This is a genomic window from Streptomyces sp. NPDC016459, assembly GCF_040632845.1.
Lineage (GTDB): Bacteria > Actinomycetota > Actinomycetes > Streptomycetales > Streptomycetaceae > Streptomyces.
The window spans coordinates 24,743-48,204 of record NZ_JBEYCR010000021.1 but is presented as its reverse complement, the minus strand read 5'-3'; the positions used below and the strand labels follow the sequence as shown (position 1 = coordinate 48,204).

Annotated in this window: 21 protein-coding genes; 6 read left to right on the top strand and 15 right to left on the bottom strand. The window is 72.9% G+C overall.

The annotated features are described in order from the left end of the window. The first annotated feature begins 389 nt into the window (after positions 1 to 389). Positions 390 to 3,212 (top strand): NACHT domain-containing protein, encoded by a 2,823-nt coding sequence (locus ABZ567_RS29940; RefSeq protein ID WP_360795805.1) that lies wholly within the window; start codon positions 390 to 392, stop codon positions 3,210 to 3,212. A gap of 65 nt (positions 3,213 to 3,277) precedes the next feature. Here ABZ567_RS29940 and ABZ567_RS29935 read toward each other — a convergent pair whose 3' ends face one another. After that, positions 3,278 to 5,806: an ATP-dependent Clp protease ATP-binding subunit gene (locus tag ABZ567_RS29935; RefSeq protein WP_360795802.1), complete on the bottom strand. Its 2,529-nt coding sequence runs from the start codon at positions 5,804 to 5,806 to the stop codon at positions 3,278 to 3,280. A gap of 461 nt (positions 5,807 to 6,267) precedes the next feature. Here ABZ567_RS29935 and ABZ567_RS29930 point away from each other — a divergent pair, with 461 nt between their 5' ends. Then, complete coding sequence (locus tag ABZ567_RS29930; protein WP_360795800.1) at positions 6,268 to 6,858, top strand: SCO3374 family protein; 591 nt, start codon at positions 6,268 to 6,270, stop codon at positions 6,856 to 6,858. On the opposite strand, the gene ABZ567_RS29925 is transcribed toward ABZ567_RS29930, so the two are convergent. The 10 genes from ABZ567_RS29925 to ABZ567_RS29880 all read right to left on the bottom strand — a co-directional run bounded on the left by ABZ567_RS29925 (position 6,837) and on the right by ABZ567_RS29880 (position 14,838). Then, positions 6,837 to 7,172, bottom strand: coding sequence for an Lsr2 family protein (locus tag ABZ567_RS29925; RefSeq protein ID WP_360795797.1), 336 nt, complete (start codon positions 7,170 to 7,172; stop codon positions 6,837 to 6,839). The two genes, ABZ567_RS29930 and ABZ567_RS29925, sit on opposite strands and share 22 nt — an antisense overlap. A gap of 132 nt (positions 7,173 to 7,304) precedes the next feature. Then, on the bottom strand, positions 7,305 to 7,850 hold the full coding sequence (locus ABZ567_RS29920) for an amino-acid N-acetyltransferase (protein WP_360795794.1): 546 nt from the start codon (positions 7,848 to 7,850) through the stop codon (positions 7,305 to 7,307). Positions 7,851 to 7,859: 9 nt separating this feature from the next. After that, positions 7,860 to 8,279: a BlaI/MecI/CopY family transcriptional regulator gene (locus ABZ567_RS29915; protein ID WP_360795791.1), complete on the bottom strand. Its 420-nt coding sequence runs from the start codon at positions 8,277 to 8,279 to the stop codon at positions 7,860 to 7,862. A gap of 110 nt (positions 8,280 to 8,389) precedes the next feature. After that, a complete protein-coding gene (locus ABZ567_RS29910) occupies positions 8,390 to 8,569 on the bottom strand; it encodes a hypothetical protein (RefSeq protein WP_360795788.1) in 180 nt (59 codons plus the stop codon). A gap of 14 nt (positions 8,570 to 8,583) precedes the next feature. Next, the gene (locus ABZ567_RS29905; protein WP_360795884.1) at positions 8,584 to 9,156 is read right to left on the bottom strand and encodes a hypothetical protein; all 573 of its coding nucleotides are present in this window, start codon (positions 9,154 to 9,156) and stop codon (positions 8,584 to 8,586) included. A gap of 160 nt (positions 9,157 to 9,316) precedes the next feature. Continuing rightward, positions 9,317 to 10,123 carry a type III pantothenate kinase gene (locus tag ABZ567_RS29900; RefSeq protein ID WP_360795781.1) on the bottom strand — a complete coding sequence of 269 codons (807 nt, stop codon included), beginning with the start codon at positions 10,121 to 10,123 and terminating at the stop codon, positions 9,317 to 9,319. Continuing rightward, entirely contained in the window at positions 10,123 to 11,145 is a 1,023-nt protein-coding gene (gene nadC, locus ABZ567_RS29895; protein ID WP_360795778.1) for a carboxylating nicotinate-nucleotide diphosphorylase, read from the bottom strand. Before nadC ends, ABZ567_RS29900 begins: the two co-directional genes overlap by 1 nt. Then, positions 11,142 to 12,839, bottom strand: coding sequence for an L-aspartate oxidase (locus ABZ567_RS29890; RefSeq protein WP_360795775.1), 1,698 nt, complete (start codon positions 12,837 to 12,839; stop codon positions 11,142 to 11,144). Before ABZ567_RS29890 ends, nadC begins: the two co-directional genes overlap by 4 nt. Further along, a complete protein-coding gene (gene panC, locus ABZ567_RS29885; RefSeq protein WP_360795773.1) occupies positions 12,836 to 13,885 on the bottom strand; it encodes a pantoate--beta-alanine ligase in 1,050 nt (349 codons plus the stop codon). The genes ABZ567_RS29890 and panC overlap by 4 nt, the downstream gene beginning before the upstream one ends. Beyond that, positions 13,882 to 14,838, bottom strand: coding sequence for a DUF2520 domain-containing protein (locus tag ABZ567_RS29880; RefSeq protein WP_360795770.1), 957 nt, complete (start codon positions 14,836 to 14,838; stop codon positions 13,882 to 13,884). Before ABZ567_RS29880 ends, panC begins: the two co-directional genes overlap by 4 nt. 148 nt (positions 14,839 to 14,986) lie before the next feature. On the opposite strand from ABZ567_RS29880, the gene ABZ567_RS29875 reads away from it, so the two are divergent. Together ABZ567_RS29875 and ABZ567_RS29870 are read left to right on the top strand one after the other, a co-directional pair. Further along, positions 14,987 to 16,189: a beta-eliminating lyase-related protein gene (locus ABZ567_RS29875; protein ID WP_360795767.1), complete on the top strand. Its 1,203-nt coding sequence runs from the start codon at positions 14,987 to 14,989 to the stop codon at positions 16,187 to 16,189. Positions 16,190 to 16,297: 108 nt separating this feature from the next. Beyond that, positions 16,298 to 17,386, top strand: a complete 1,089-nt coding sequence (locus tag ABZ567_RS29870; protein ID WP_360795764.1) for a DUF5937 family protein — start codon at positions 16,298 to 16,300, stop codon at positions 17,384 to 17,386. 7 nt (positions 17,387 to 17,393) lie between these two features. Here the strand turns inward: ABZ567_RS29870 and ABZ567_RS29865 are convergent, their stop codons facing one another. Continuing rightward, positions 17,394 to 18,068: a response regulator transcription factor gene (locus ABZ567_RS29865; RefSeq protein ID WP_360795761.1), complete on the bottom strand. Its 675-nt coding sequence runs from the start codon at positions 18,066 to 18,068 to the stop codon at positions 17,394 to 17,396. A 17-nt stretch (positions 18,069 to 18,085) separates the two neighbouring features. Then, positions 18,086 to 19,288 carry a sensor histidine kinase gene (locus ABZ567_RS29860; protein WP_360795758.1) on the bottom strand — a complete coding sequence of 401 codons (1,203 nt, stop codon included), beginning with the start codon at positions 19,286 to 19,288 and terminating at the stop codon, positions 18,086 to 18,088. Positions 19,289 to 19,385: 97 nt separating this feature from the next. On the opposite strand from ABZ567_RS29860, the gene ABZ567_RS29855 reads away from it, so the two are divergent. Together ABZ567_RS29855 and ABZ567_RS29850 are read left to right on the top strand one after the other, a co-directional pair. Next, positions 19,386 to 20,453, top strand: a complete 1,068-nt coding sequence (locus ABZ567_RS29855; RefSeq protein WP_360795755.1) for an SAM-dependent methyltransferase — start codon at positions 19,386 to 19,388, stop codon at positions 20,451 to 20,453. A gap of 97 nt (positions 20,454 to 20,550) precedes the next feature. Continuing rightward, entirely contained in the window at positions 20,551 to 21,693 is a 1,143-nt protein-coding gene (locus ABZ567_RS29850) for an NADH-quinone oxidoreductase subunit D (RefSeq protein WP_360795752.1), read from the top strand. Positions 21,694 to 21,710: 17 nt separating this feature from the next. On the opposite strand, the gene ABZ567_RS29845 is transcribed toward ABZ567_RS29850, so the two are convergent. Both ABZ567_RS29845 and ABZ567_RS29840 read right to left on the bottom strand, forming a co-directional pair. After that, a complete protein-coding gene (locus tag ABZ567_RS29845; RefSeq protein WP_360795750.1) occupies positions 21,711 to 22,199 on the bottom strand; it encodes a GNAT family N-acetyltransferase in 489 nt (162 codons plus the stop codon). Further along, entirely contained in the window at positions 22,196 to 23,335 is a 1,140-nt protein-coding gene (locus ABZ567_RS29840) for a hypothetical protein (RefSeq protein WP_360795747.1), read from the bottom strand. The genes ABZ567_RS29845 and ABZ567_RS29840 overlap by 4 nt, the downstream gene beginning before the upstream one ends. Between the last annotated feature and the right edge of the window lie 127 nt (positions 23,336 to 23,462).

Sequence of the window (23,462 nt, the reverse complement as noted above, 5' to 3'; positions counted from 1 at the left end):
ATCAAGCCCAAAACACCCCATCTACGACATGCCGTCGTAGCGATCTCCACGGAAGTTCAGCCCTTGACGACCCCGGACCACCCCTTCGAAATCGGACATACCGGCACAAGAGAACCGGTTGATCCGCCTGCCACGCCTGTCCGGAACCGCCGAAAACGCCGCCCCACGTCCGGTTCGGGACCCTCTGGGACCAAAGTCCCGACGGTTCACTCCTGAACGTCCCGAATCACCACCAAAGGTTGCGACTAATCCGGTTAGTACCCCTCGAAACGCCTGTGCGCCTTGTCACCAGACGCGGGCCGCGGATGGGATCTGGGTCACGCGACCGAGCCGTCCCCACAGCCCTCCCGCACTACGCTGGCCGCTTCGGGACCCACGGGGGGACACACATGGAACCGGCACTCATCGGCGCGCGCCTCGCCTCGGCGGCGATCGGCCCACTCCTGAAGAAACTGCTGGTCAGTGATGGCCCCGGGGCGGGACTCACGGCCCCGGAGGATACCGTCCGACTCTCCTCCCTCGTCTCCTTCCGCGGCGAGAGTCGCACCCTCACCGAGAAGGACGTCCGCAAGCTCGCCGGAACGCTGGTCGGACGCTCCCTCGACGGGCAGGGAGAGCCGCCGTTCCCCGCCGACGAGGCGGAGGCCGTCACGGACACCCTCGCGAAGACCCTCATCGCGCTCGGCGACCTCGACATGGACGACGTCCAGGCCGTCCGCCTCGGCCACCGCGAACTCGCCCGCCGCCTGCGCGCGACCGCCCCGGCTCCCGACGGCCTCTCCACGGACTCCGCGCTCTACCTGGACTCGATGACGGAGTGGGCCTCCCTCCATATCCTGGAGTTCTTCACCCGGCGCTCCACGTTCGTCGCCCGGAGCCTGGTGGAGCAGACCCGCGGCCAGGCCGAGCTCATCGCGAAGATCGACGAGATCATCCGCCGGACCCCCCGGGCCGACGGCCGGGACGCGGACTTCGAACGCCGCTACCTGACCCACCTGGCGAAGAGGCACGGCCGCCTGACGATCTACGGCATCGACCTGCACGAGTCGTCCGACCGGTGGCCGCTGGACATGGCGTATCTGTCCCTGGAGGCGACGGGCCGCGAACCGGCCCTCCCCCCGGTGCGCGGGGAGGCGGCCCAGGGCGTCCGCCGGCGGGACCCGGCCGCCGTCCGCGCCGACATCGCCCTCACCCGCCACGACAAGATCCTCCTGCGCGGCCTCGCCGGTTCCGGGAAGACGACGCTCGTGCAGTGGCTGACCCTCTCCGCGGCGACCGACCACCCGGCGGAGGGCATGGCGTACCTGCGCGACCGCATCCCCTTCGTCCTCCCCCTGCGCACCCTCACCCGCCACGGGGAGCGGCTCCCGTCCCCCGACCGCTTCCTCTCCGCCGCCGGCTGTCCGCTCACCCCGCCCGAGGGCTGGGCCGACCGGGTCCTGGCCGCCGGCCGGGGCCTGGTCCTCGTCGACGGCATCGACGAGATCCCCGAGAGGGAGCGGTCACGCGCCCGCGACTGGCTGCGCGGCCTCCTCGACACGTACGACGGCAACCGCTGGCTGGTGACCTCCCGCCCCACCGCGGTACGCGACGACTGGCTGGCCCAGGACGGCTTCACCGAGCTGACGCTCTCCCCCATGACCCGTACCGAGGTCTCCACCTTCGTACGACGCTGGCACCGGGCCGCCGGGCCGGACGCGGCCCCGTTCGAGCAGCCGCTCCTCGACGCCCTCCGCACCACCGAGCACGTCGCCCGGCTCGCCACCAACCCCCTGATGTGCGGCCTTATCTGCGCCCTCCACCGCGACCGGCGCGGCTACCTCCCGCAGGGCCGCAGACCGCTCTACGAGGCCGCCCTCTCCATGCTCCTCGCCCGGCGCGACCGCGAGCGGGACATCGGAACGCCGTACGGCATCAACCTCCACGAGGCCCCGCAGATCCAGCTGATCCAGCGACTCGCGTACTGGCTGACGGTCAACGGCCGGACCCAGCTGGACCGCGCCCACGCGGAGTCGATCGTCACCGAGGCCCTCCCTGCGGTCCAGGAGGCCGCGGCGCACGCCCCCGGCGCGGTCTTCACCCACCTCCTCCACCGCAGCGGCCTCCTGCGCGAGCCGACGACGGACACGGTGGAGTTCGTCCACCGCACGTTCCAGGACTACCTGGCGGCCAAGGCCCTGGTGGACCGCTGGGACATCGGCGTCCTGGTCCGGCACGCGACCGACGACCAGTGGGAGGACGTCATCCGCATGGCCGTCGGCCACGCCCGCCCGCGCGAATGCGCCGAGATCCTCCGCGACCTCCTGACCGCGGCCGCCGACGCCCGGGACCGGCGCGCACGACTGCGCCTCGTGATGCTGGCGGCGACGGCCCTGGACCATGCGACGGAGGTGGCGCCGGAGGTACGGGACGAGGTCCGGGCCCGCGCGGCGGAGGTGATCCCCCCGCGCACCCCGGACGAGGCTCGGGAACTGGCGGCGGTGGGCCGGCTGGTCCTCGACCTGTTGCCCGGACCTGAGGGGCTGACCGACGGAGAGGCGGAGATGACGGTGATCACCGCCAGCCACATCACCGTCGACGCGGCCATCCCGTACCTGGCCCGCTTCGCCGCCCACCCGGCGCTGGCCGTCAGGGCCCAGCTCGTCTGGGCGTGGCAGCGCTTCGAGGCCCGCCCGTACGCCGAGGCGGTCATCGCCGGCCTGGACCCCGCCGACCTGCGTCTCCTCCTGGACGACGACGAGCGGGCGGCGGAGGTCCTCCGTCTCGGCCTCACCCTGGAGGCACTGGAGATCGGCGCGGGCGTCTCGTACCCCCAGCTCTCGGCTCTGCTCGCCCGGTGCGACCCGCGACAGCTGATCCTCACCCGAGGAGACCAGGACCCGGCGCTGCCCCCACTCGGCCCGCTCACCGGCCTGACCGCCCTGTCCGTCGAACGCGTCCGCCTCACCGCGGACTCCTGGCGGGAACTGGCCGCGCTGCCCCGCCTCGCGTCCCTCGTCGTCGACGCCGACTCCCTGGACTCCTGCCCGGCCGACGTCGTCCTTCCGGCGGTCGGCACCCTGCACCTCCTCCCGGGCCCGGGAGGAGACGGTCCCCGTTCCCTGGATCCGGTCGCGGCGGCGTTCCCCGCCCTCCGGCAGATCATCGCCCCCGGCCTCAGCCTCCAGGGCACCGGGCACCTCCCGCCGTACGTCCGGATCGGCCTCTCCTGACACGGCGAAGGGGCGACCCCGGAACCATCGGTTCCGGGGTCGCCCCTTCGCTCAGGCGTGACGCCTTACGCGTCCTTCGACAGGTTCGGGCCCGCTCCCGTGCCACCCGTCGCCTCGATCGGCGGGGCGTCCGGCAGGGCCGTCTTCTCCTCGCCGCGGAAGGTGAACGCGCGCTCCTCGCCCTCGCCCTCCGTGTCCACGACCACGATGTGACCGGGGCGCAGGTCGCCGAAGAGGATCTTCTCCGACAGCGTGTCCTCGATCTCACGCTGGATCGTCCGGCGGAGCGGACGGGCGCCGAGCACCGGGTCGTAACCCTTCTTGGCGAGCAGCTCCTTCGCGGACTGGGAGAGCTCGAGGCCCATGTCCCGGTCCTTGAGGCGGTCGTCGACGCGGTCGATCATCAGGTCGACGATCTGGAGGATGTCGTCCTGGGTCAGCTGCGGGAAGACGATGACGTCGTCCACACGGTTGAGGAACTCCGGGCGGAAGTGCTGCTTCAGCTCGTCGCTGACCTTCGCCTTCATCCGCTCGTAGTTGGACTTCGTGTCGCCCTGGGCGGCGAAGCCCAGGTTGAAGCCCTTCGAGATGTCCCTGGTCCCGAGGTTGGTCGTCATGATGATGACCGTGTTCTTGAAGTCCACGACCCGGCCCTGGGAGTCGGTCAGTCGACCGTCCTCCAGGATCTGGAGAAGGGAATTGAAGATATCGGGGTGGGCCTTCTCGACCTCGTCGAAGAGGACGACGGAGAACGGCTTGCGGCGCACCTTCTCGGTGAGCTGGCCGCCCTCTTCGTAGCCGACGTATCCGGGCGGCGAACCGAAGAGACGGGAAACCGTGTGCTTCTCGCTGAACTCCGACATGTCGAGGGAGATCATCGCGTCCTCGTCGCCGAAGAGGAATTCGGCGAGCGCCTTGGAAAGCTCGGTCTTACCGACACCGGACGGACCGGCGAAGATGAACGAGCCACCGGGGCGCTTGGGGTCCTTCAGACCGGCTCGCGTACGGCGGATGGCCCGCGAGAGGCCGATGACGGCGTCCTTCTGCCCGATGACGCGCTTGTGCAGCTCGTCCTCCATGCGGAGCAGGCGGCTGGACTCCTCCTCGGTCAGCTTGAAGACCGGGATGCCGGTGGCGGTCGCGAGGACCTCGGCGATCAGGTCGCCGTCGACCTCGGCGACGACGTCCATGTCGCCGGCCTTCCACTCCTTCTCCCGCTTGGCCTTCGCGGCGAGGAGCTGCTTCTCCTTGTCGCGGAGAGAGGCGGCCTTCTCGAAGTCCTGCGAGTCGATCGCGGACTCCTTGTCGCGGCGGACGCCGGCGATCTTCTCGTCGAACTCGCGGAGGTCCGGCGGCGCGGTCATCCGGCGGATGCGCATCCGGGAGCCGGCCTCGTCGATCAGGTCGATCGCCTTGTCCGGGAGGAAGCGGTCCGAGATGTACCGGTCGGCCAGGGTCGCGGCCTGGACGAGGGCCTCGTCGGTGATGGAGACCCGGTGGTGGGCCTCGTACCGGTCGCGGAGACCCTTGAGGATCTCGATCGTGTGCGGCAGCGACGGCTCGGCGACCTGGATGGGCTGGAAGCGGCGCTCGAGGGCCGCGTCCTTCTCCAGGTACTTGCGGTACTCGTCGAGCGTCGTGGCACCGATGGTCTGGAGCTCACCACGGGCCAGCATCGGCTTGAGGATGCTGGCGGCGTCGATCGCGCCCTCGGCGGCACCCGCACCCACGAGGGTGTGGAGCTCGTCGATGAACAGGATGATGTCGCCGCGGGTGCGGATCTCCTTGAGGACCTTCTTCAGGCGCTCCTCGAAGTCACCGCGGTAGCGGGAGCCGGCGACCAGCGCGCCGAGGTCCAGGGTGTAGAGGTGCTTGTCCTTGAGGGTCTCGGGCACCTCGCCCTTGACGATGGCCTGCGCCAGGCCCTCGACGACGGCGGTCTTGCCGACGCCGGGCTCGCCGATGAGGACCGGGTTGTTCTTGGTGCGGCGGGACAGCACCTGCATGACCCGCTCGATCTCCTTCTCGCGCCCGATGACCGGGTCGAGCTTGGATTCGCGGGCCGCCTGGGTGAGGTTGCGGCCGAACTGGTCGAGGACCAGGGACGTCGAGGGGGTGCCCTCGGCAGGACCGCCGGCGGTGGCGGCTTCCTTGCCCTGGTAGCCGGAGAGCAGCTGGATGACCTGCTGCCGCACCCGGTTGAGGTCGGCGCCCAGCTTCACGAGGACCTGGGCGGCGACGCCCTCGCCCTCGCGGATCAGGCCGAGCAGGATGTGCTCGGTGCCGATGTAGTTGTGGCCGAGCTGGAGGGCCTCGCGGAGCGAAAGCTCCAGGACCTTCTTGGCACGCGGGGTGAAGGGGATGTGCCCGGACGGGGCCTGCTGCCCCTGCCCGATGATCTCCTCAACCTGCTGGCGGACCGCCTCGAGCGAAATCCCGAGGCTCTCCAGGGCCTTAGCGGCGACACCCTCACCCTCGTGGATAAGGCCCAGAAGGATGTGCTCGGTGCCGATGTAGTTGTGGTTGAGCATCCGGGCTTCTTCCTGAGCCAGGACGACAACCCGCCGCGCGCGGTCGGTGAACCTCTCGAACATCGTTAATCGCTCCTCAGAGCGGTCAGTCAGTTAGGGGTCGATCCCCTCCCTGTCCTTCCGCAGCTTAGTCCCGCAAGCGGGGACCGCTCATTCCAACTGCCGACATCCGTCCGGATCACCCCCTCTTCAGCGGGGAGACCTGCTGCCGAACAGCCGACAAATGCTCCAACCCGATGGTGCGAGACGATGTTCCCGCAGGCCAAGTAGTTCGCCACGCCATCAGTACGCCGATGGCGAACGTGAGACGCCGAAGCCCGCGACTCGCCCCTCTCCACTGGGAATGTCTTACCCGTAAGCACCGACACTCCATGCGGCGCACCCGGGTTCCCTCCGCTACCAGCGAACACCCTTGTGCTCCCGAACGCACTCTTACGCCTCGATCCGGACACTTTGCGCGTTCGGAACGGGACGTTCCGTCACCGGGGGCGTAACCAACGCTCTGCCGCGGGAGTTCCCCGGGCATGCCCTTCACCGTCCCGCTTCCCCGCAGGCCGCTCGACGGAGGTCTGGCGGGGTGGTACGAGAACGAGTTCGGCTGGGCGACGGTGGCCGGCCCTCCGGTGCAGCTGGTCACGGGGCTGCGCTTCGACGTCCTCGACCTGCCCGCCCCGGCCGGCCGCGGTGTGCTGCGCCGGCTGGGCCCCGCCACGGGCCCTGTGGCCCTGCTGGGGCGCCGGATGCTGGTGCTCGTGGCCGCGGGGAGCGCGGAGGAACTACCGGGTCTGCTCGACTGGCTGGAGTGGGGCGGGATCGCGCTCGATCTCGCGGTCCTGGGCGCCGACGGCCGGATGCCCGCGCCCCTTCCCCCGGGGTGGTGCGGCTCCGGCACGCCGGGCGGCGCCGTGTGGCTGCGGGCCCCGGCACCGGGCCGCGAGGTCGAGTCCTCGCTGCCGGCGCTGCGGTCCGCGCCGTGGGGCGGTGCGGATGCCCCCAGCCTGGTGCGTCTCGTGGCCGCCGCCGCCGCGGAGTGCCACCGGCTGCGGCTGCTGAGTGCCCGGACCGGGGGCCCGGCGGCTCAGCAGCTGTCGCCTCAGCGGTTCGCGTCCTCGTAGGCGGCCTTGATGTCGGCGGGAACGCGACCGCGGTCGTTCACGTTCATGCCGTTCTCCTTGGCCCACGCGCGGATCTTCGCGGTGTCCGGGCTGCCCGTCGCCACGGCGCGGCCCTTGCCGCGTCCGCCGGTGGTGCGACCACCGGTACGACGGCCGCTCTTGGTGTACGGCTCGAGCAGACCGCGGAGCTTTTCCGCGTTGGCGGTGGTGAGGTCGATCTCGTAGGTCTTGCCGTCCAGCGCGAACGTCACGGTCTCGTCCGCCTCGACGCCGTCGAGGTCGTCGACAAGAAGGACCTGAACCTTCTGTGCCACCGGATTTCCTTTCATCGAAAATGCAGTACGCGGAAAGGAAACCGCTTTTCTCGGGAAAACACAAACCCCTGGGAGAGGTTCAGAAGCCCGGCGACGCGGGAAACGTGCGCGATTCGGACATAGGGTTCCCGCTCACAGGTGCAGAAGCATCCGGCTGTTGCCCAAGGTGTTCGGCTTCACTCGTTCGAGACCGAGGAACTCTGCGACTCCCTCGTCATAGGAACGCAGGAGCTCGCTGTAGACATCTCCGTCGACCGGGGTCTCGCCGATCTCGACGAAGCCGTGCTTGACGAAGAAGTCGACTTCGAAGGTCAGGCAGAATACCCGCCGCACTCCGAGCCACCGGGCCGTGTGCAACAGTTTGTCCAGCACCTGATGGCCGACGCCGGCTCCCCTGAAGTCGGGGTCCACGGCGAGAGTACGGACTTCCGCGAGGTCTTCCCACATCACGTGGAGGGCGCCGCAGCCGACGACGGTGGCGTCCTCGTCGCGTTCCGCCACCCAGAACTCCTGGATGGACTCGTAAAGGGTGACGGTCGCCTTGTCGAGCAGGATGCCGCGCCGGACGAACGGGTCGACGAGACGGCGGACGGCGGCGACATCTCCGGTACGGGCCCTGCGTACGGTGACGGCTTTGGCGGAGGCCGCGGAGGCGGCCGGGGAGGCAGACGGCGACATGGGGGGACGCTATCGCTCCTGGGCCCCTGATTCGTCGGCGCCCTCCGCGGGCGGGGCCGCGAGCGGCGTGACGCGCTGGACGATACGGATGGCGTCGTCCAGGGCCTCGCGCTGGTCCTGCGACATCATGCCGAAGAAGGCGACCAGGGCCGCGGCGGGGTTGTCGCTCCGGGCCCATGCCTCGTTCATCAGGGCGGCCGCGTATGCGGCGCGGGTGGAGACCGCCGTATATCGATAGGCACGGCCTTCGACTTCTCTGCGGACCCAGCCCTTCTGATGGAGATTGTCCATGACGGTCATGACGGTGGTGTAGGCGATGGACCGTTCCTTCTGAAGGTCCTCCAGAACTTCGCGGACGGTCACCGGACGGTTCCATTGCCAGACGCGCGTCATGACGGCGTCTTCGAGCTCTCCCAAAGGACGGGGCACACCGTCACTTTAGATCGCAAACCGTCAATGAGCGCCCATTGACGGAGAGAAACGCAACAAAAAGGACGTACGACCGTGAAGGGTCGTACGTCCCGGAGGTGGGGTCGGGCTCAGGCGGTGGGGGTGCCGTCCGCCTGGCGGGTGGCCTCGGCGCGGGCGAGGGCGGCGTCCACGACCGCGTCCTCCTTGGCCTTGTTGGAGCCTCCCTGGCTCTTCACGATGACGACCACGAGGGCGGTGAAGAACGCGGCCATCACGATGGGGGGAAGGAGCGCGGATACGTAGTCCATGGCGACCAGGGTAGCTAGCTCGCGACCCGTTCCTCGGGTGGGGGCGGGGGTACGGGCCGTCGGCGCGGCGGGAACACCTCGGACGGCTTGGGGACCGGGCGCTCGGCCGGCGTCGGCGGCGTCGGCTTGGGCTCGTCGCCCGCCGCGCGTCCGCCGGGCAGGGCGAGCAGCCGGGGCCGGGAGACGCCGGTCACGGGGGTGGCGGTGACCTGGGTGACCCGGCCCAGGCGCGCGCGTACGGAGCGCTCGGCGAGGAGCTGACAACGGGCGAGCAGCGCGCCGGCGGCGGGATCGCGGCGCAGGGCGCGGAGGGCGGCGAGGTCGTCGGCCGCGGGGTCGTACCCGGCGGCGAGCGCCTCCCGGAGCAGCTCCAGATAGCCGCTGAGCGAGCCGGGGAGCGCTTCGCGGTAGCGGACCAGGTCGTCGAGGAGGAACGCGCGCAGCCGACCGGCCTCGCGTACGGCCTCGTCCACGGATTCGGCCAGGCGCAGCGCGTCCTGGACGTCCTCGTCCTGGAGGGGGGCGGGGTGGAGGGCGACGGCGAGGGCACGGCGGAGCACACGCAGCTCGTCCGCGCTGAACGCCATGCCGCCGCGGGATCCGTATGGCGTGGGCATGAGGTGACGATACGCGCTAATCGGACAATTTTCTCTTAACGATCATTACGGCGCGTCGATGGTCCGGCGGCGGGCCGGCCTGCCCGCGGGCTACGGGCGGGTGGCCCGGTGGGGCGACTCCGCCGCGGCCTCACATGCGCGAGACGTTCCGCTCGTAGACCAGGCGCAGGCCGATCAGCGTCAGCCACGGCTCGTGCTCGTCGATCTCCTTGGAGTCCGCGAGGACCATCGGCGCAAGGCCGCCCGTCGCGATCACCGTCACGTCCGAGGGGTCGCCGTTGACGCCGACGAGTTCCCGCTTCATCCGGGCGACCACGCCGTCGACCTGGCCCGCGTAGCCGTAGACGATGCCCGACTGCATCGCCTCGACCGTGTTCTTGCCGATCACGCTGCGCGGCCGGGCCAGCTCGATCTTGCGGAGCATCGCCCCCTTGACCCCGAGCGCCTCGACCGAGATCTCGATGCCCGGCGCGATGGCCCCGCCCGCGTACTCGCCGCGCGCGGTGATCGCGTCGTACGTCGTCGCCGTACCGAAGTCGACGACGATCGCCGGGCCGCCGTAGAGCTCGACGGCGGCGACCGCGTTGATCACGCGGTCCGCGCCGACCTCCTTGGGGTTGTCCGTGAGGACCGGGACGCCCGTCTTGACGCCGGGCTCCACGAGGACCGCCGGGACGTCCCCGTAGTACCGCCGCGTCACCTCACGCAGCTCGTGCAGCACCGAGGGGACCGTCGCGCAGATGGCGATCCCCTCGATGCCGTCGCTCAGCTCGACGCCGAGGAGCGGGTGCATGCCCATGAGGCCCTGCAGCAGGACCGCCATCTCGTCGGCGGTGCGGCTCGGATCGGTGGAGATCCGCCAGTGCTCGACGATCTCGTCACCGTCGAAGAGACCGAGGACCGTGTGCGTGTTGCCGACGTCGATGGTGAGCAGCATCAGGCCCGCACCTCGCGCAGGTCGAGGCCGATGTCGAGGATCGGGGAGGAGTGGGTGAGCCCGCCGACCGCCAGATAGTCCACGCCGGTCGCCGCGTACGCCGCGGCGGTCTCCAGGGTCAGCCGGCCGGACGACTCCAGGAACGCGCGGCCCGCGACGAGGGCGACGGCCTCCTCGGTCTCGGCCGGGGTGAAGTTGTCGAGCAGGATCAGGTCGGCGCCCGCGTCCAGGACCTCGCGGACCTGGCCCAGGGTGTCGACCTCGACCTCGATCGGCAGCCCGGGGAACTGCTCGCGCACGGCCGTGAAGGCCTCGGCCACACCGCCGGCCGCCACCACGTGGTTGTCCTTCACCAGGGCCGCGTCGGAGAGCGACATGCGGTGGTTGACGCCTCCGCCGCAGCGGACCGCGTACTTCTCCAGGGCCCGCAGGCCCGGCGTCGTCTTGCGGGTGTCGCGGACCGCGGCCTTCGTGCCCTCCAGGGCGTCCGCCCACGCGCGCGTGGCGGTGGCGATGCCGGAGAGGCGGCACAGGAGGTTGAGCGCGCTGCGCTCGCCGGTGAGCAGGTCACGGGTGCGGGCGGTGACGCTGAGGAGCACGTCCCCGGCCTCGACCCGCTCGCCGTCCTCGACGTGCCGCTCGACCTCGAACTCGTCCGCGCACACGATGGACAGCACGGCCTCGGCGACCCGCAGACCGGCGACGACACCGGCCTCGCGGGCGGTGAAGTCGGCGGTGGCGACGGCGTCCTCGGGGACGGTCGCCACGGTCGTGACGTCGACCCCGCCGTCGAGGTCCTCGGCGATCGCGAGGTGGGCGATGTCCTCGACCTGGACGGGGTCGAGACCCGCCGCCGCGAGGAGCTCGGCGAGCGCCGGGTCGAGCCCGCACTCGAACTCCTCGCCGCCGCCGCAGGCACAGCCGTCGCCGCAGCCACCGGCCTCCTCGGACGCCGGGAAGGTGCTGATCTGGATCAGAGGGACGTCCACGGGCTCGGGACGGGCTTCCTCGGGCGTGGTCACTTCGGCTCCCTTGGGGCATCGGAGGTGGGGGGAAAGTCGTGCGTGCCGGTCGTCCGGACGTCGAGGGCCCGATCCGGCGTGAGGCGTACGACGAGGTGGCGGCGCCAGTCCGTGTCGTCGCGGTCCGGGTGGTCCTCGCGCCAGTGACAGCCGCGGGTCTCCTCGCGACGGCGGGCGGCGGCGACCAGGACCCGGGCGACGCACAGCAGGTTGGTGGTCTCCCAGGAGTCCACGCCCGGCTCGCCGGCCTTGGTGTCGTCGGTGCCGCCCGCGAGGGCGTCGCCGTGCAGGGCGTCCAGGGCCTCGGCGGCCTCCCGCAGGCTCGCCTCGGAGCGCAGCACTCCGGCACCGGCCGTCATGATCCGCTGGATACGGGTCCTGGCGCCCCCCACGGGCAGCGGCAGGGTCACCGGCGCGGGGTGCGGCACCGGCGCGCCGGGCACGCGCGGCGCCGCGGCCGTGATGTCCTCGGCGATCCGCTCGGCGAAGACCAGGCCCTCGAGGAGGGAGTTCGAGGCGAGCCGGTTGGCGCCGTGGACGCCCGTGCAGGCGACCTCTCCGCACGCGTACAGGCCGGGGACGGTGGTACGGCCCCGGAGGTCCGTGCGGATGCCGCCGGAGGCGTAGTGGGCGGCGGGGGCGACCGGGATCGGCTCCGTCACCGGGTCGATGCCGTGGGCGCGGCAGGCCGCGAGGATCGTCGGGAAGCGGTGCTCCCACATCTCGGCACCGAAGTGGCGGGCGTCGAGGTACATGTGCTCGGTGCCCCGCTCCTGCATCCGCCGCGTGATCCCCTTGGCGACGATGTCGCGGGGCGCGAGCTCGGCCAGCTCGTGCTGCCCCGTCATGAAACGCACGCCCTCGGCGTCGACCAGATGGGCGCCCTCACCCCGCACCGCCTCGGAGACCAGCGGCTGCTGGCCCTCGGAACCGGCGCCGAGGAACAGCACCGTGGGGTGGAACTGGACGAACTCCAGGTCGGAGACCTCGGCCCCGGCGCGCAGGGCGAGGGCCACGCCGTCACCCGTGGACACGGCCGGATTGGTGGTGGCGGAGAAGACCTGGCCCATGCCGCCGGTGGCGAGGACCACCGCGGGCGCGTGGACGGCGCCGACGCCGTCGTGCTGCCCCTCGCCCATGACGTGCAGGGTCACGCCCGCCGTACGGCCCGCGGCGTCCGTCAGGAGATCGAGGACGAGGGCGTGCTCGATGGTGCGGACACCCCGGTCCCGTATCGCCTCGACCAGGGCGCGGGAGATCTCGGCGCCGGTGGCGTCCCCGCCCGCGTGGGCGATCCGGCGGCGGTGGTGGCCGCCCTCGCGGGTCAACGCGATCTCGCCGTCGGCCGTCTTGTCGAAGTCGGCGCCGGTGGCGATGAGGCGACGGACGGCGTCGGGGCCCTCGGTCACGAGGGCGTGGACGGCCCGCTCGTCGCAGAGTCCGGCGCCGGCGACGAGCGTGTCGTCGAGGTGCTGCTCGGGGGTGTCGCCCTCGCCGAGCGCGGCGGCGATGCCGCCCTGGGCCCAGCGGGTGGAGCCGTCGTCGAGGCGTGCCTTGGTGACGACGACCGTACGGAGCCCGGCGGCGGTGCAGCGCAGGGCGGCGGTCAGGCCCGCGACGCCGGAGCCGACCACGACGACGTCGGCGTCGATGGCCCAGCCCGGCGCGGGCGCGTGCAGCCGTATTCCGGTCACTTGGTGGCTCCGAAGGTCAGGGGGATGTTGTCGATGAGCCGCGTGCTCCCCACGCGCGCGGCGACGGCGAGGATCGCCTCCCCGTCGTGGTCGTCGGCGACTTCGGTGAAGTCGGCCGGGTCCACGAGGGCCAGGTAGTCGAGGGTGAGCGGCGGGTCCGCCCTGGTCGCGTCGTCGAGGACGGAGCGGGCCGCTGCCCGTACGGCCCCGGCGCGGCCGCCCTCGACCGCCTGGGCGACCGCGTGGGCGTCGGCGGCGGCGCGGGCCTCGCCGAGCCGGGACAGGGCCTCGGCGCGGTCCTGGGTGCCGGGCAGCGCCTCGGCACGCGCGCGCAGCGCCTCCTGGGCGGCGAGCCGGTCGCCGGCGGCGAACAGCGCGCGGGACAGCGCGAGGGCGGTACGGCGCTCGGCGACCGACAGGTAGCGGTTGCGGCTGGAGAGGGCGAGGCCGTCGGTCTCGCGGACGGTCTCCACGCCGACGATCTCGACCGGGAAGTTCAGATCGCGGACCATCCGGCGGATCAGGGCCAGCTGCTGGGCGTCCTTCTGGCCGAAGAAGGCCAGGTCGGGGCCGGTGAGGTGGAGGAGCTTGGCGACGACGGTCAGCATGCCGTCGAAGTGGCCGGGCCGTGAGGCGCCTTCGAGGCGCTCGCCCATGGGTCCGGCGGTGATCCGGACCTGGGGCTCGCCGCCCGGGTAGACCTCGTCGACGGAGGGCGCGAAGACGGCGCTGGCGCCCGCCTCGGCGGCGAGCAGCAGGTCGGCGTCGAGGGTGCGCGGATACCGGTCGAGGTCCTCGCCCGCGCCGAACTGCAGCGGGTTGACGAAGACGGTGACGACGACGAAACCGTCGGCGCCCACGCGCTCGCGTGCGGTCCGGATCAGGGTGGCGTGGCCCTCGTGGAGGGCGCCCATGGTCATGACCACGGCGAGGCCACCCGGCGAGCGGTGGGCGACGGCGTCCCCGAGCTCCTCCACCGTGGGGAGGAGCGGGGACGGGCTGACGGGCCGCCCGCTCCCGGCGCTCGTACGGGCGGACAGGGTCATCGGTCGTCTCCTTGCGGCCCGTCGGCGGGCCCGGTGGTGCCCGCCGCGCTCTCGGCGAGCACCCCCAGCAGGTCCTCGGCCAGCTCGGGCTTGAGCAGGCCGTGCGCGAGCGCCCGGTCGGCGGTCGTGCGGGCCATCGCCAGATAGCCGGCGACGGTGGCGGGCGCGTGCTTGCGGAGCTCGGCGACGTGGGCGGCGACCGTGCCGGCGTCCCCGCGCGCGACGGGGCCGGTGAGGGCCGAGTCGCCGGACCGCAGGGCATTGTCCAGGGCGGCGCCCAGGAGCGGTCCCAGCATCCGGTCGGGCGCGGCGACCCCGGCCTTGCGGAGCAGCTCCATCGACTGGGCCACCAGGGTCACCAGGTGGTTCGCGCCGAGGGCCAGGGCCGCGTGGTACAGCGGGCGGGCCTCCTCCGCGATCCACTCGGGCTCGCCGCCCATCTCGATCACCAGGGCCTCCGCGGCGAGCCGCAGCTGCTCGGGCGCGGTCACCCCGAAGGAGCAGCCGGCGAGCCGCTGGACGTCGACCGGGGTGCCGGTGAAGGTCATGGCGGGGTGCAGGGCGAGCGGGAGGGCGCCGGCCCTGCGGGCGGGGTCGAGGACCCGTACCCCGTACCGCCCGGAGGTGTGCACGAGCAGCTGTCCCGGCCGTACGGCTCCGGTGTCGGCGAGGCCCTCGACGAGACCGGGCAGGGCGTCGTCCGGCACGGTGAGCAGGACCAGGTCGGCGAGGGCCAGGACGCGGGCGGGCTCGACGACCGGGACCTCGGGCAGAAGGGCCGCGGCGCGGCGCCGGGAGGCGTCCGAGACGGCGGATACGGCGACGGGGCGGTGCCCCGCGAGCTGGAGGGCGGCGGCGAGGGCGGGGCCTACGCGGCCGGCGCCGACGACTCCGACGGTGAGCCGGGCGGGTCGGTCCTCGGCTCGGGGCTCTGGCGCTGCTGGTGCGTTCACGGTGGGACGGCCTTCCGTTCCAGTCCTCGGCGGGTACCGGACGATTTCTGGTCATGCTACGCCAGCGGTTCGCCCCGCCCCGTGGCTGTCCACAGGGTGTGGGCGGTGGTGCGGGCGGTGGCGTGGGCGGTGGTGTGATGATCGGGCCATGGATCCTGAGAGCCCTGCGAGTCCTGCCGGCCCGGCCAGCCCTGTGAGTCCTGCCGGTCCTGCGGACGAGGAAGCGGTCCGGCGCCACCGGGCGAAGGTCTGGGGCGGCGCCGAGCGCACGCTGTGGCGCGCCCCGGTGGACGGTACGGTCGGCACGCGCCTGCGGGGGCTCGTCGCGTGGGCGGAGGCGTCCGGGCACGCGGAGGGGCCGCTCGACGCGTACGGGGACGGCCTGGTCGAGGAGCTGGAGCGGCGCGTCGCCGAGGTGCTCGGACTGCCCGCCGCCGTCTTCTTCCCCACCGGCACGATGGCCCAGCAGGTGGCGCTGCGCTGCTGGGCCGGGCGCACCGGCAGCCCCGTCGTCGCCCTCCACCCGCTCGCCCACCCCGAGGTCCACGAGGGCGGCGCGCTCGGGGCCGTGTCGGGGCTCCGCACGGTCCATCCCACCGACGCGCCCCGGCTGCCGACCGCCGAGGAGGTACGGGACCACCCGGAGCCCTTCGGGACGCTGATGCTGGAGCTGCCGCTGCGGGACGCCGGTTTCGTGCTGCCGACCTGGGACGAGCTGACCGAGGTGGTGGAGGCGGCCAGGGAACGGGACGCGGTGGTCCACTTCGACGGGGCGCGGCTCTGGGAGTGCCCTCCGTTCCTCGGCCGTCCGCTCGCGGAGATCGCCGGGCTCGCCGACAGCGTCTACGTCTCGTTCTACAAGTCCCTCGGCGGTCTGTCCGGCGCCGCGCTGGCCGGCCCCGAGGAGGTCATGGCGGAGGCCCGGGTGTGGCGGCACCGCTACGGGGGCCAGGTCTTCCAGCAGTACCCGGCGGCCCTGTCCGCCCTCCGGGGCCTGGACATCGAGCTGCCCCGACTGCCCTCGTACGTGGCCCACGCGCGCGTGGTGGCCGAAGCGGTCCGGGAGGCGTTCACGGAGGCGGGGACGGGCTGGTTCCGGGTCCACCCCGAGACCCCGCACACCCACCAGTTCCAGGTCTGGCTGCCGTACGACCCCGAGACCCTGACGGCGGCGTCCCTCGCCCAGACCGAGTCCACCGGCACGGCCCTCTTCCGCCGCTGGTCCGCTCCCGGCGCGGGCGGCCCGCCGGGGGTGTCGGTGACGGAACTGACGGTGGGGGAACCGGGCCTGGAGTGGACGGCGGACGACGTGAGGGCGGCGGTACGGGACTTCCTGGCGCGTCTCGCGTAGAGGGGCGCGCGCCGGGCTGACCGCCGTGCGCGCGCCGGGGGACCCGCCGTTTGTCGGCCCCCGTAAAACGGGGCGACCCACCCCCGCGCCACCCCGCACCATGGACCGGTGAGCGTGACCATCGACATCACCGGACTGCCGCCCGAGCGGATCGCCTTCTGCCCCTCGCCCCTGGCGGAGCTGGGCGCCGCCCTGCACGCCCTGTCCGAGCCGGCGCACCACGCCCGGCTCCACGCCTGGACCACCACGACGGCGGCGGCCCTGAAGCCGGAGCTCGCGGACCGGCTGCACGAGGCCGACTTCATGTGGAACAGCACCCGCTCGGACATCCTCCTGCCGCCGCGGCCGCGGGAGACCCTCGCGGAGGAGCTGGACGACCTCGACCGCATGGAGGACGAGAAGTACGTGGGCTCCGCGCTGGAGATCTCCTGCAACAGCAACTACCGGTACGGCGCCCCCTCCCCGCTCGTCGACGAGCGGATGCGCCGCCGCGCCCTCGACCTGGCCGCCGCGCGCGGGCCCCGGCAGGCCGCCTTCGTGGAGCGGATGCTGGCCGATCCGCCCGGCACGCGCGCGTGGATACGGCGGCTGCTCGAGGACTGCGACGAGGCGTTCTTCGCCGACACCTGGCGCCGGGTGCGGATCCAGCTGGCCGCCGACGCCCGCCACAAGACGGAGCTGACGCGCCGCAGGGGCCTGGCCGAGGCGGTCGCCGCCGCCTCCCCCGCGATGACCCTCGAGGAGGACGCCCGGGGCTCCAGGATCGTCGTCGACAAGCTGGTCCAGGGGCGGACGAGCGCCGAGGGCTCCGCCGTGACGTTCCTGCCGACGGCCTTCGGCTGGCCGCACCTCGTCGCCCTCTACACCCCCGGCTGGCAGCCCGTCATCCAGTACCCCGTCGCCGACCGCGACCTCGGCGGCGCGGCCTCCGTCGAGGCGGTCACCCTCCGCCTCGATGCCGTCGCCCACCCGATGCGGATGCGGCTGTGCCGCAGTCTGGCCCGGGGCTCCAGCACGACGAGCGAGCTGGCCGACGCGTACGACATCACCGCCCCGGAGGTCTCCCGCCACCTCGCGGTCATGAAGAAGGCCGGGCTCATCACCACCCAGCGGCGCGGCCGCTACGTCCTGCACCAGCTCGACGTGTCCGTCGTCGCCCGTCTCGGCAGCGACTTCCTGGAGAGCGTGCTGCGCTGACCCGGCCCTAGCCGGCCCCGCCGCCCGCCCTGACCAGGCCCGTCTCGTACGCGAGGACGACGACCTGGACGCGGTCGCGGAGGCCCAGCTTGGTCAGGATGCGTCCCACATGGGTCTTCACCGTCGCCTCCGACAGGACGAGCCGGGCGGCGATCTCGCCGTTCGACAGGCCCTGCGCGACCAGCATCATCACCTCGCGCTCCCGGTCCGTCAGCCGCCCCACCTCCTTGTGCTCGGGCTCCTTGCCCGACGACGGCAGCATCGGGGAGAAACGGTCGAGCAGCCGCCGGGTCGTCGAAGGCGCCACCACCGCGTCCCCGCTGTGCACCGAGCGGATCGCGCCCAGCAGCTCGGCCGGGGGCACGTCCTTCAGCATGAAGCCGCTCGCGCCCGCCTTCAGCCCGGAGAACGCGTACTCGTCGAGGTCGAACGTGGTCAGGATCAGCACCTTCGGAGCGTCGGGCTCCGAGCAGATCCGCCGGGTCGTCTCCACCCCGTCGAGCTTGGGCATGCGCACGTCCATGAGGACGACGTCGACCTCCGTCGCCCGCAGCACCTCAAGGGCCTCGACGCCGTCGCCCGCCTCCGCCACGACCTCCATGTCCGGCTGGGCGGCGAGCACCATGCGGAAGCCGGTGCGCAGCAGCACCTGGTCGTCGACAAGCATCACGCGGATGGACATCAGATTCCTTCGGATCGTCAGTGAGCGGGCTTGAGCGGAAGCAGGGCACTGATCCGGAAGCCTCCGCCTGGACGCGGGCCCGCGTCCAGGGTGCCGCCGACCATGCCGACCCGCTCCCGCATGCCGATGAGACCGTGGCCCCGGCCGTCGGCTCCCCCGTCCTCGTACATCTCCTGCGGCGCCCCCCGGCCGTCGTCCTCGACGAGCAGCCCGAGGCCGTCGTCGAAGTACACCAGCCGCACACTGGCGCCGACGTCGGGACCGCCGTGCTTGCGCGTGTTGGTGAGGGCCTCCTGCACGATCCGGTACGCGGTGAGCTCGACGCCGCTGGGCAGCGGGCGCGGGCTCCCCTCGATCGCGAAGTCGACGGTGAGTCCGGCGCCCCGCACCTGCTCGACGAGGTCCTCGATCTGCTCCACGTCGGGCTGCGGCACGTACTCCCCGGCCTCCTGGTGCTCCCCGGTGCGCAGGATGCCGAGCAGTCTGCGCATCTCGGCGAGCGCCTGCCGGCCCGTGGTGGAGATGGTGTCCAGGGCCTGCTTGGCGGTCTCCGGGGAGGAGTCCATGACATAGGCGGCGCCGTCCGCCTGCACCACCATCACCGACACGTTGTGCGCGACGACGTCGTGCAGCTCGCGGGCGATCCGGGCCCGCTCGGCGGCGACCGCGACCTTGGCCTGGGCCTCGCGCTCCCGCTCCAGGCGGGAGGCGCGCTCCTCCAGCTGCGCGAAGTAGGCGCGGCGGGTGCGGAGCGAGTCGCCGAGGACCCAGGCGAGCACGAACGGCACGATCAGGATGACGATGAAGAAGACCTTGGCGGGCCCGGAGGAGGGGTCCGTTATCGGCCATCTCAGCGCGGCGAGCGGCGAGGCGCACAGCCCGCCGACGAGGGCGAGGCGGGAGCCCCAGCGGGGCCCGTCGTGCGCCGCGACCGTGAAGATGATGACGAGCATGGCGAAGTCGGCCATGAACGGTTCGAGCCCGGCGCCGAGCTGGACCAGCCCGAGGGCGACCGCGAGCACCAGCATCTTCTCCGGGGCGCGCCGCCGCAGGGCCACGACGAGGGAGAACAGCGCGGCGACCACTCCGTACGCGACGGGGTTGCCCACCGCCGGGTAGGTGGTCCCCACCCACAGCGCGGAGAACCCGAAGAGGACGACCGCCCAGAAGGTGTCGACGCCCGTCGGGTGTCTGCGGATGAAGTCGTAGAGGCGCTGCACGTCACCCAGAGTAGGGAACGTGGACAGGTGCGGGGATCAACCGTGGGGTCGATCCTTGACGCGGGACCCGTACTCCCCGGGGTGGAGACTGGGGCCCGTGACGGATGAGACGTGTCAGTGGCAGGGGTGGCGACAGGCCACGGAGCGGGCGCTGTACGGCCCCGGGGGCTTCTATCTGCGCCCGGAGGGGCCGGCGGGCCACTTCCGCACCTCGGTGCACGCCTCGCCGCTCTTCGCGGCGGCCGTGGCCCGGCTGCTCGGCGAGGTCGCGGACGAGCTGGGCACGACCGAGGTGGACCTCGTGGACGTGGGCGCGGGGCGCGGGGAACTGCTCACGGGCGTCCTCGCCGCGACGGAGGGCGCCGGCTTCACGGTCCGGGCGTACGCCGTCGAGCGCGCCCCGCGCCCGTCGGGGCTCGATCCCCGGATCGTGTGGACCGACCGGCCGCCCCCGGGGACGCGGGGGCTCCTCTTCGCGAACGAGTGGCTCGACAACGTGCCGGTGGACGTGGCCGAGGCGGACGCGGAGGGCACCGTCCGGTACGTGGAGGTCCGCGCGGACGGCGCGGAACGCCTCGGTGCGCCGGTCTCCGGCCCGGACGCGGAGTGGCTGGCCCGCTGGTGGCCCCTGCGGGAGCCGGGCGCGCGGGCCGAGATCGGCCGGCCGCGGGACGAGGCCTGGGCGGCGGCGGTGGCCTCGCTGGCGGCAGGCCGCGCGGTGGCCGTGGACTACGCGCACGTACGGGCCTCCCGGCCGCCGTTCGGCTCCCTGACGGGGTTCCGCGCGGGCCGCGAGGTCCCGCCGGTCCCTGACGGCAGCTGCGACCTGACCGCGCACGTGGCCCTGGACGCGTGCGAGGCGGCCGTCCGGCCGGGGGCGGGCGGGGGGCGCGGCGACACGGGGGCGGGCGCCATGGGGGGTGGCGGCACGGAGTTGGCCTCGCAGCGCGAGGTGTTGCGTCGCCTCGGGGTGTCCGGTGAGCGGCCGCCGCTCGCGCTCGCCTCGACGGACCCGGCCGCGTACGTCCGCCGCCTCTCCACCGCCGGTGAGGCGGCCGAGCTGACCGCCCGGGGCGGTCTCGGCGACTTCCTCTGGCTGACGCGGCGGATCCCGGCGGAACCCGGCGGCGACGGGCTGGACCGGCGGATCCCGACGAAGGGGTGACCGGACGGCCCCGGGCCACCGGGCGCCCCGCGCGGTGGCGGCCCCGTCTTCGTGGGCGGGAACTTCCGGGGTCCTGGGCGCAGGGGATACTGGCCGCATGACGGAGACGACGGTCGGCATCGGCGGCGCGGCGGAGAGCACCGACATGGTGCTGAACATCGGGCCGCAGCATCCCTCGACCCACGGCGTGCTCCGGCTTCGGCTCGTGCTCGACGGCGAGGTCGTCCGGCAGGCGGAGCCGGTCGTCGGCTATATGCACCGCGGCGCCGAGAAGCTCTTCGAGGCGCGGGACTACCGGCAGATCATCATGCTGGCCAACCGTCACGACTGGCTCTCCGCCTTCTCCAACGAGCTCGGCGTGGTCATGGCCGTCGAGCGGATGCTGGGCATGGAGGTCCCGGAGCGCGCGGTGTGGACCCGTACGCTCCTCGCCGAGCTGAACCGGGTCCTCAACCACCTCATGTTCCTCGGCTCGTACCCCCTCGAACTGGGCGGGATCACCCCGATCTTCCACGCCTTCCGGGAGCGCGAGGAGCTCCAGGCGGTGATGGAGGAGGTCTCCGGCGGCCGGATGCACTACATGTTCAACCGGGTCGGCGGGCTCAAGGAGGACCTGCCCGCCGGGTGGCTGGGTCGGGCGCGACAGGCCGTCGCGGACGTGCGGTCGCGGATGGACGTGTACGACCGGCTGGTCCTCGGCAACGAGATCTTCCGCGGCCGTACGCGCGGGGTCGGCGTCCTGTCCCCCGCGGCGGTCCACGCCTACGGGGTGTCGGGGCCCATCGCCCGCGCCTCGGGCGTCGACTTCGACCTGCGCCGTGACGAGCCGTACCTGGCCTACGGGGAACTCCAGGACACCCTGCGGGTCGCGGTGCGCGAGGAGGGCGACTGCCTCGCCCGGTTCGAGTGCCTGCTCGACCAGACGCACAACGCCCTGGAGCTGGCGGACGCCTGTCTCGACCGGATGGCGGAGCTGCCGCCGGGGCCGATCAACCAGCGGCTGCCGAAGGTGCTCAAGGCGCCCGAGGGCCACACGTACGCGTGGACCGAGAACCCGCTCGGCGTCAACGGCTACTACCTGGTGTCCAAGGGCGAGAAGACCCCGTACCGGCTGAAGCTGCGCTCGGCCTCGTTCAACAACATCCAGGCCCTCGTGGAGCTGCTGCCGGGGACGCTCGTCGCGGACATGGTGGCGATCCTGGGTTCGCTGTTCTTCGTCGTCGGCGACATCGACAAGTAGTGGTCCCGGGCCGGGGGTCAGCCCTCCCGGCTCATCACGACGTACTCCCGCTCCTCCTGGCCGGGCCGCCGCCGGTCGACGACGGTCCAGCCCCAGCGCGCGTACCGGTCCGTCAGTTCCGGTACGTCCAGGGTCATGAGCAGCGCCGGGCCGGGCGCCGCGGCCGCGAGGAGGGCGTCGTGGAGCCCGCGGCCGATGCGGCGCCCCTGGTGGCCGGGGGCGACGACGAGCTCGGCGACCTCGAAGGCGGGGGCGCCCGCGGACAGGACGGTGTCGGTCCAACCGGCCGCGATGCCGAGGAGCGCCCCGTCGGTGTCGAGGGCGGCCACGGCGGTGAAGTCGTCGTTCCGCGCGGCCGTGCCGAGCAGCCGCTCCACGCTCCGTACGGCGCCGAGCGGGGGCTCGTGCCAGGGGGCGCCGCAGAAGGCCTGGGCGAAGAGGGCGAGCAGTTCGTCGCGCCGCTGGACGGTCTCACCGGCCGGGAGGGCGGTGAGGCGGTACGTCACGAGTTCACCGCTCCGCGCAGCTCGGCGACGTCGAGTTGCTCGGTCTCGTCGTGCGCGGTCAGGTCGATGACCTGGCCGACCGCCTGGGCGGGTGCCGTGACGGGGGGTGCCGACGGGTCGCCGGGGGTGCCGGCGGGGGCGACCGGGGTGCCGGTGGCTGCGACAGGGGTGCCGGTGGCGGCCACCGGGGTGAGCAGCGGGGTGCCGAGCGCGGTCCGGGACGCCAGGGCCTCTTCGAGGACCTCCTCGCCCACGACGTCGGCGAGGTCGGTGTGCTGCACGGCCTCGATGGCCGCCGCCTTCTGCGTACCGAAGAAGTCGAAGCCGCCCTCGGGGCGCGGGACGGGCCTGCGGGCCGCGTAGGGGACGATCGCGGCCGCGGTCGGCACCTTCGGGGGGGCGGGCGGGGCCGGGGCGGCCGGCGGGAGGGCGGGGGCGGCCGGGCGGGTGTGCTCTGTTCCGGCGGCCGCCGCGTGCTTCCCCTGCGGCTCCTCCGTCTCCAGGGCCCGCTCCGCCAGGTCGCGCGCGCGGGCCGCCTCGGTGGTGCGGCGGGCCTGCTGGGCCGCGGCGTTGCGCGGGAGGTCGCGGAGTGCCTCGGCGGCGCGGCGGAAGGCCTCCGGAGTGGGCGCGGAGCCGCCGGCGGGCAGCGCCTTGGCCGTGCCCGTGCCGGACGCCGTGCCGGTCGCCTCCAGGGCCAGGACGCGTCGGCCCTCCAGGGCGCTGGCGCGCTCGGTCTCGGCGGTGGCGTACCGGCGGAGCAGGTCGGCGTGCTCGCCGCGCAGAGCGGCGAGTTCCACGCGCTTGGCGCGGAGCTTGGCGTCGAGCCGGGAGCGCAGCGCGCGGGACTCCTCCAGGTCGGACTCCAGCTCGGCGACCCGCTCCTCGGCCTTCCACTGGTCGGCGGTGCGGGCCCGGTCGAGCTCGGCGACCTTCAGACCGGCGCCGCGGTCCCAACTGCGCATGAGGACGGCACCGGTGACGGCGGCGGCCGCCGCCGCTGCGGTGAGCAGCCGCACGACCAGCAGGTCGCCGGGCAGCCAGGCGGCCGCGGCGCACACGACCGCGGCGCCGGCGACCGCGGAGGGCGGCAGCAGCTTGTGCAGAGGCGGGGAATGGCGGTGGCGTCCACGTGGCATGGCCTGAAATTTACCGTGCGTAGGCGTCGTGTGGGGCGTCGGCCCGGCAATCTGTTGGCGACTTCTCGCCATCAGAAGTGGATATCCGCCGTTCCGGTTCCGTTTCGGGCCGACTCCCCTCACCCGA